The following is a 7,477-nucleotide window of genomic DNA, read 5'->3' as shown; positions in this document are numbered from 1 at the left end:
GCCAAGCCAGCTGCTAAAACTGCTGCTGCGAAACCAGCCGCCAAGCCAGCTGCTAAAACTGCTGCTGCGAAACCAGCCGCCAAGCCAGTGGCTAAACCCGCTGCTGCAAAACCAGCCGCTAAGCCAGCTGCCAAACCTGCTGCCGCGAAACCGGCCGCCAAGCCAGCCGCCAAACCTGCTGCCGCTAAGCCAGCTGCAAAGCCAGCCGTTGCCAAGCCTGCTCCGGCCAAGCCAGCAACTCCGGCAGCCGCGCCTGCTACCCCTGCAGCGTCCAGCGCTCCAACCGCATCGGCCAGCAGCACCCCTGCACCGGTAGCGCCAAGCACCACCCCAACCAGCGCTTCCTAAGTGCGGGTGGCCACGACGCGCAGCTGCTGCAGCGCGTCGTGGTCAAGGTTGGCGGCTTCGGTCGCCAAGCCTTCCAGCCATTTCGGTTGACTCACTTCCCCAGTCGGCCATGCCTGCGCCAACGCTTCCAGGCGCGCTAACAATTCCCGTTCGGCCTCCAGCTCCAGAGCTTTGACTCGCTCGCGTAATGCCGCCAGAGGCATATCCTGTTGCGCCATGGCTCGCCATTGCATGCGCATCTGTCGTAACGGTTTGACCACCGTTTTTTGCCAAGGGCGTGCTAGCTGCTGCAGTGCCTGAATACGCGCAGGCTCAAGTGCAACGCCACGCTGCTCCAGCCAGGCGCCACACAGCAACAGGCACACATCCGCGCCGTGTTCCTGCAAGCGCAGGCACGCGGCTTCGCACCCTGGGCGGGCGTAAATCGATAGGGCAAAGCTCCACAGGTCAGCGCACATATTCACACCCAAGCCAGCGGCCAACGAAGCTGGTAGACTCCGCCGCCATTATGATCCGACTTCAAAGCCTAACATTACAGCGTGGCCCGCAACGTCTTCTTGAAGACGCCGAGCTGACCCTGCACGCCGGTCACAAAGCCGGCCTGATCGGTGCCAACGGCGCCGGCAAATCCACGTTGTTCGCCCTGTTGCTGGGTGAGCTGACCCCGGATTCCGGGGACTGCTTGCTGCCGGCCGACTGGCGCATCGCCCATATGCGCCAGGAGATCGACACCCTCGACCGCATTGCGATCGACTACGTGCTCGATGGCGACCTGCGCCTGCGCCAGGTGCAACACGACCTGGCCGAGGCCGAGAAAGCCCAGGACGGCGCCGCTCAGGCCCGCCTGCACTCGGAGCTGGACAGTGCCGACGGTTACACCGCCGATGCCCGTGCCCGCAAGATGCTGGCCGGTCTTGGGTTTACCAACGAACAGATGGATCGCCCGGTCGCCGACTTCTCCGGTGGCTGGCGCATGCGCCTGAACCTGGCCCAGGCACTGATGTGCCCCTCGGACTTGTTGTTGCTCGACGAACCGACCAACCACTTGGACCTCGATGCGATCCTGTGGCTGGAAGACTTCCTCAAGAACTATCAGGGCACCTTGTTGCTGATTTCCCACGACCGGGACTTCCTCGACGCCGTGGTCGATAACATTGCCCACGTCGAACAGAAGAAAATCACGCTGTACCGAGGCGGCTACACCGCGTTCGAACGCGCGCGCGCCGAGCGTCTGGCCCAGCAGCAACAGGCCTTCGAAAAGCAGCAGGCGCAACGTGCGCACATGGAAAGCTACATCGCCCGGTTCAAGGCCCAGGCCACCAAGGCCCGCCAGGCCCAGAGCCGGATCAAGGCGCTGGAGCGCATGGAAGAGCTGTCGGCGGCCCATGTCGATTCGCCGTTCGACTTTGTATTCCGTGAATCGGTGAAGATCTCCAGCCCACTCCTGGACCTGTCGGACGCCCGCCTGGGTTATGGCGACAAAACCATCCTGGAGAAGGTCAAGCTGCAGCTCACGCCGGGTGCGCGCATCGGTTTGCTTGGCCCTAACGGTGCGGGCAAATCGACGCTGATCAAGAACCTGTCCGGCGAGCTTGAGCCTTTGGCCGGCCGCCTGACCCGTGGCGAGAACACGGTGGTGGGCTACTTCGCCCAGCATCAGCTGGATTCCCTGGATTCCAAGGCGAGCCCGTTGCTGCACCTGCAGCGTCTGGCGCCGACAGAGCGCGAGCAAACGTTGCGCGACTTCCTCGGCGGCTTCGACTTCCGTGGCGCACGCATCGATGAGCCGGTGCTGAATTTCTCGGGTGGCGAAAAAGCCCGTCTGGCCCTGGCGTTGATTGCCTGGGACAGGCCGAACCTGCTGCTGCTCGACGAACCGACCAACCACCTGGACCTGGAAATGCGCCTGGCGCTGACCATGGCCCTGCAGGAGTTCAGTGGCGCGGTGCTGGTGGTGTCTCACGATCGCCACTTGCTCAAGAGCACTACCGACAACTTCCTGCTGGTGGCTGACGGCAAGGTCGAAGAGTTCGACGGCGACCTGGACGACTATGCGCGCTGGCTGACCGATTACCGCCTGCGCAACGCGCCGGTGAGTAATACGCCGGTGAACCCCGACAAGACCGACAAGAAGGCCCAGCGCCAGGCCGCCGCTGCCCTGCGCCAGCAGTTGGCGCCGCACAAGCGCGAAGCTGACAAGCTGGAAGCCGAACTGGGCAAGGTGCATGAGCGCCTGGCCAAAATCGAAACCAGCCTGGGCGACAGCGCCGTCTACGAGGCGGCGCGCAAGGACGAGCTGCGCGACCTGCTGGCCGAACAGGCCAAGCTCAAGGCGCGCGAAGGGCAGTTGGAGGAAACCTGGATGGAAGCCCTCGAAGTGCTCGAAACCTTGCAAGCGGAGCTGGAGGCGCTGTCCTGATGGAAGCGTTGCAGTTGCCGCTGCCGGCACAATGGATCGCGCCGATCTGGGTCGGCGTGCAGATACTGCTGATCCTGCTGGCGGGTTATTTCGCCCAGCGCTTCGTGGCCAAGGGCTTGAATCGACTGGGTGAACGCTACCCGTTGCCACCGCAGTTGCTGATGCCACTGCGTGGTGGACTGCGCTGGCTGATCATGGGCAGTGCGCTGATTTTTGTGCTGGAGCGCCTGGGCGTTTCCGCCACCGTGTTGTGGACGGCGTTGTCGGGGTTTGTCGCAGTCGCGGCCGTGGCGTTTTTTGCCATGTGGTCGGTACTGTCCAACCTGCTGTGTGCGATTTTAATCTTCACTGTCGGGCCGTTTCGCCTCGGTGATATCGTCGAGCTGGTGGATACCGTCGACAAGCCGGGTGTAAAAGGCCGGGTGGTGGCGATTAACTTGCTCTACACCACATTGATCGAAGTGGAGGAGGCTGGCACTGACAGTGCGATGGTACAGGTGCCAAATAGTCTGTTCTTCCAGCGCTCGGTGCGACGTTGGCCAGGTACCCATACGTTTCCGGGTGACCGTTGACACTCAATGCGGGTAAAAATCTGTAGCCAGCCTTCACTCGGCGGAGTTAGCTTTAGGCACAACCGCTAATTCTTCTCCGAGGTGTGTAATGGCACTCGACACATGGCTTGCCTTTTTCCTGGCCAGTTGGATCATCTCTCTTTCCCCCGGCGCTGGTGCCATCGCTTCGATGTCCAGCGGCCTGCAATACGGTTTCCTGCGCGGCTACTGGAACGCCATTGGCCTGCAACTGGGCCTGGCGATGCAGATCGCCGTGGTGGCGGGCGGCCTGGGTGCCATTCTTGCGGCCTCTTCGACCGCGTTTTATGCGATCAAATGGTTTGGTGTGGCGTACCTGGTGTACCTGGCCATCAAACAGTGGCGCGCCTTGCCGATGGACATGAGCGAGGATGCGACGATACGCCCGATCGGCAAGCCAATGGCGATGATGTTCCGTGGTTTCCTGGTCAACGCCAGTAACCCCAAGGCCCTGGTGTTCATGCTGGCGGTTCTGCCGCAGTTCGTGAACCCGCAGGCGCCGCTGCTGGTCCAGTACCTGATCTTGGGCGCAACCATGATCAGCGTCGATATGATCGTAATGGCGGGTTACACGGGGCTTGCGTCGAAAGTCTTGCGGCTGCTGCGCACACCCAAGCAGCAAAAACGCATGAACCGCACGTTTGCAGGCTTGTTTGTGGGAGCTGCGGGGTTTCTCGCCAGCTTGCATCGCGCAACGGCTTGATTGACGAAAACCGGCTAAAAATGTGGGAGCTGACTTGTCGAGTCGTCGCACCGCTGCGATAGCATCACCGAGGTGTAACTGACGCACCGCAGTGTCTGCATCGCAGGCAAGCCAGCTCCCACATTAGTTATGTGTTGGCTTTGAAACGCGTGCTCAGCGCAGAATCTTCGGCGCTTCGTCCCTTGGCAGGTTATTGCGCAATGCAGGCTTGCCCGGGTCTGCGTAGCCACCTCCCAGCTGTTCCGCCAGTTGGCGCGCCACATCCTCACCCAAGGCTTTCGACACTTCCCGCACCACACGCGGCCGGTTCAGGCTCACACGCACGTCACGGTTGTTCACCAGCTTGGTGTCCTGGCCTTCACCCATGGCGGTAAATGCCGAGGTGATCTCGAAGGTGCGGGTATTGATCAGGCTGAAATCGGCCACCAACGTCAGGCCCAGCACTGCTGAGTAGCTGTTGGTGTGGTCCAGGGCGTTGATGTCCTGGGTGAAGTCGATGTCTGACAGCGTACCGAACAGCACATAGTCCGCGCCCTTGAAGTTACCGGCCTTGATGCGTTTGATCACATCATAGACGTCACCCTTGGCGTCGGCGGTGTAGGGCGTGCCCTGCACCAGCTGAAACTGGTGTGACTTGAGTATCTCGCCCTTGATATCGCCGCTGAATTTACGCAATTCAGTCTGTTCGATATAGCTGGTGCGGCTCTCGTACTCGCTGTAGGCCGAGGCACCGCTGGCGTTGTACGCGCTGGCCTGGAAGTTGTTGCTGGCCGACACCGCGTGGATGTACTCCTCGACGCGCGCCTCATAGGCCAGGTCGGTGACCGCGATCTTCGGGGCGGCCGAGGCGCCAAAGGCGCACAGCAGGCTGATCATGCCGATCCATGCACGCATTGCTTAGCGCTCCGTGGTCTTGCGGATTTCTTTCTCGTCCATCCATTCGGCCAGGCCGCTTTCAACGTCGATCAGTTGCAGGCTGAACTTGTAGAACACGTCCTTGTAGTCCGAGCTGCGCTTGACGATGGAGCTGATGGAACCTTCCAGGCGGTACTTGGCGGCGACCATGTTGCCGGTCTTGCTCACCGTGGATTTCTTGTACAGGCCGCTCTGGTTTTGCAGCTTGAGCTGGTCGACCTGGCTTTGCATGTCGGTGTTATCGCTGGCGAAACGCGCGGTGCCGGTTTTCATCAGCTGGGTCTTGATCGACGTGGTGATCTCGCGGGTATCGATGTACTCGCTGGTCTTGTTCTTCACGTCATAGACCTGTACCACCGGGCGGCCTTGCAGGATGCCGGACTGGGCCAGGGAGCGGGTCATGCTCTCGGCAATCATCTGCAGGTCGGTGGAGCCGAACTCGTTGGTCACCAGCTCCACGGCCTTGGAGTCGCCGTAGCTGATGTTCTTGCCGCCGAGTACCGGCGAGGTGTTGGAGCAACCGCTGGCCAGAAGGGCAACGAGGGCGAGAATCGAGAAGCGTGCAAACATGGGGAAATCTCTCTGAATACGGTTAGCGCAGCGGCTCAAGGGGTTTTCACTTCGAGACGGAAGTCAGCGGCCTGGGGCAGGTTGGCGATCGCAGGCAGGAACGTTGCCTGGTTGGCGTACAGGTTCAGCACTTTCCAGGTTTCTTCATCACCCACCGGGAAACCATCGGCACCCAGCCAGGCGAAGCGGTAATACATCATCTGGTTGCTGCTGGTGATGTTGCTCAACTGCACCTTGGCGGTCAGGAAGCCATTTTCGCGGGCCACGCGGATGGCGCCGACGGCGATGCCCTTGAACTTGCCCATCACCACGATTTTGCTGGCGGCGCTGCCGGGTTCCGGTGGCGGCGCAGTGGCGCAGCCGGCGAGCAGGACCAGCGCCAGGGCGCCGAGGATGAAATGACGCATAGCGTGCTCCTTAAGGTTGTTTGAGGGCGATAGCCTGGGTGGAAGTGCTCGGCACCACATGGGCTGCAAGGCCACCGGCGAACACCTGGTTGCCGACCACGCGCAGGGTGATGACCTGATAGCGCTGGTCGGCCTTGACCGTCACCCGCGTGCCGCCCAGTGCGTTGGGCAAGCTGACTTGGTGCTCGCCGTGCTTGAGGCGCAGGCGTGTCACTTGGGTCATGTCCGGCAGGGTGCGCCAGGTGCGGGTGTCGGCGCCTTCGGTCACGGCCGAGGCGATGCCCAGCACCAGCCCCGCCATGGGGTTGGTCTTGTTCAGGTTGTTTTGTGTCACGCCACGGCTGACCGCACGCACAGTGGTGCGCAGGATGATCCCCGGCATGTCGTCACGCAGGGCGCGGCGGGACATGGCGGTGGTGCTGTTGAGCACGGTGAGGTTCTGCTGTTTTCCGTCGACGCCGATCTGGCCGAAGGCCTGGGTGGAAGTGTCGGCCTTGATCACCGGGAACGACAGCGGGGTGATCACCAAGTGGCCGTCAATCGGAATCGGCAGCGGCAGGCGGATCGAGTCACGCGCCGGTGCCAGGCCACTCTGCACCACGATGAGTACATCGGTCTCGTCGGCGCCGACCTTGGACTTGTCCAGGTCCAACAACGCCTGTTCCAGCAGCGGTGTGTTGGGGCGCAACTCGGCAGCCTTGCGATAGCCCGGTGCAGCCAGGTCTTTTTCACCCAGGGCTTCGTAGACAAAGCCTGCCAGGTAATGGCTGAACGCACTCTGGTAACTGTTCTTCAGGCCGACCACTTCCGGCGCGTCCAGCGCTTCCACCGGGTAGCCGCGCAGGTCTTTGATCTGGGTAGTGACGCCCTGGCGCTCGGCTTCGTTTTCGCGCTTTAAGTATTCCTTGTCTCGCAGGTCGGCGATTACGGCTTCGCGCTCGTGGGTCTTCTTGATCTCGGTGCGGGCGCCGTCGAAATCATTCAGGGCCAGCAGGTTCAGGGCCATCTGGGTGGTCAGCATGACTTTTTCGTAGTCATAACCTTCGTAGCGACGCACCTTGTCGTTGACCAGGAAGCTGCCGAACTGGGCGAGGTACTTTTCGCTGTCGAACTTGACCGATTCTTCCCACTTGAACACTTGCAGGTCGGCGCTGCGCCAGGCGGTCTGGCTGCCGGTGAGGTCGCCTTTGGCGCGCAACAACTCGCCCTTTTCAAAGAAGTAGAGCAGGTCCTTGTCTTCGCCGGTGTTGTTTTTTTCCAGCAGGGTCAGGGCGCCGTCGACGTTACCGGTGGCCAACTGCTGGTTGGTGGCTTGCAGCTCGGTGTCGTAGCTGCGAAACATTGAACAACCGGAGAGCAAGGTAACCGCCGCCAGTGTGAGCGGGGTTAAGGCGCGAAATGCCATGCAAACTTCTTCCCTGAGAGTGATCGGCTGATGTGCAAATTCCTCATAAAAACGAGGAAATAAATTCCCTTTTGCAATAACAGGGCGCGGCATTATAGGCGTCATTGCTGGCAAAACAAT

General features: G+C 61.2%; 9 protein-coding genes. 4 read left to right on the top strand and 5 right to left on the bottom strand.

The window, feature by feature from the left end; all coding sequences use genetic code 11:
• The coding region (locus HX790_RS24790) for a hypothetical protein (protein WP_176992325.1) at window positions 1–348 on the top strand (348 nt) is incomplete at its 5' end.
• Here HX790_RS24790 and HX790_RS24785 read toward each other — a convergent pair.
• A complete protein-coding gene (locus tag HX790_RS24785) occupies window positions 345–806 on the bottom strand; it encodes a TIGR02444 family protein (protein ID WP_017135229.1) in 462 nt (153 codons plus the stop codon). The two genes, HX790_RS24790 and HX790_RS24785, sit on opposite strands and share 4 nt — an antisense overlap.
• Before the next feature lie 50 nt (window positions 807–856).
• Here HX790_RS24785 and HX790_RS24780 point away from each other — a divergent pair, with 50 nt between their 5' ends.
• The 3 genes from HX790_RS24780 (at window position 857) to HX790_RS24770 (ending at window position 4,060) form a co-directional block, all read left to right on the top strand.
• Entirely contained in the window at window positions 857–2,767 is a 1,911-nt protein-coding gene (locus tag HX790_RS24780; protein WP_017135230.1) for an ATP-binding cassette domain-containing protein, read from the top strand.
• On the top strand, window positions 2,767–3,339 hold the full coding sequence (locus HX790_RS24775) for a mechanosensitive ion channel family protein (protein WP_017135231.1): 573 nt from the start codon (window positions 2,767–2,769) through the stop codon (window positions 3,337–3,339). Before HX790_RS24780 ends, HX790_RS24775 begins: the two co-directional genes overlap by 1 nt.
• 88 nt (window positions 3,340–3,427) lie before the next feature.
• A complete protein-coding gene (locus HX790_RS24770) occupies window positions 3,428–4,060 on the top strand; it encodes a LysE family transporter (RefSeq protein ID WP_017135232.1) in 633 nt (210 codons plus the stop codon).
• 153 nt (window positions 4,061–4,213) lie between these two features.
• Here the strand turns inward: HX790_RS24770 and HX790_RS24765 are convergent, their stop codons facing one another.
• From HX790_RS24765 to HX790_RS24750, 4 genes are read right to left on the bottom strand one after another with little or no spacing between them, the layout of a single operon-like run.
• Window positions 4,214–4,954 (bottom strand): penicillin-binding protein activator LpoB, encoded by a 741-nt coding sequence (locus tag HX790_RS24765; RefSeq protein WP_099550282.1) that lies wholly within the window; start codon window positions 4,952–4,954, stop codon window positions 4,214–4,216.
• 3 nt (window positions 4,955–4,957) lie between these two features.
• Window positions 4,958–5,545, bottom strand: coding sequence for a penicillin-binding protein activator LpoB (gene lpoB / locus HX790_RS24760; protein ID WP_017135234.1), 588 nt, complete (start codon window positions 5,543–5,545; stop codon window positions 4,958–4,960).
• A gap of 35 nt (window positions 5,546–5,580) precedes the next feature.
• Window positions 5,581–5,952, bottom strand: a complete 372-nt coding sequence (locus tag HX790_RS24755; RefSeq protein WP_017135235.1) for a YcfL family protein — start codon at window positions 5,950–5,952, stop codon at window positions 5,581–5,583.
• 10 nt (window positions 5,953–5,962) lie between these two features.
• On the bottom strand, window positions 5,963–7,357 hold the full coding sequence (locus tag HX790_RS24750) for a COG3014 family protein (protein WP_099550283.1): 1,395 nt from the start codon (window positions 7,355–7,357) through the stop codon (window positions 5,963–5,965).
• Window positions 7,358–7,477: the final 120 nt, after the last annotated feature.

The sequence above is a fragment of the Pseudomonas sp. IPO3747 genome, assembly GCF_013385245.1.
Taxonomy (GTDB): Bacteria; Pseudomonadota; Gammaproteobacteria; order Pseudomonadales; family Pseudomonadaceae; genus Aquipseudomonas; species Aquipseudomonas edaphica.
Note: the sequence above shows the minus strand (reverse complement) of the source record. Positions and strands in the feature narration are given on the sequence as shown.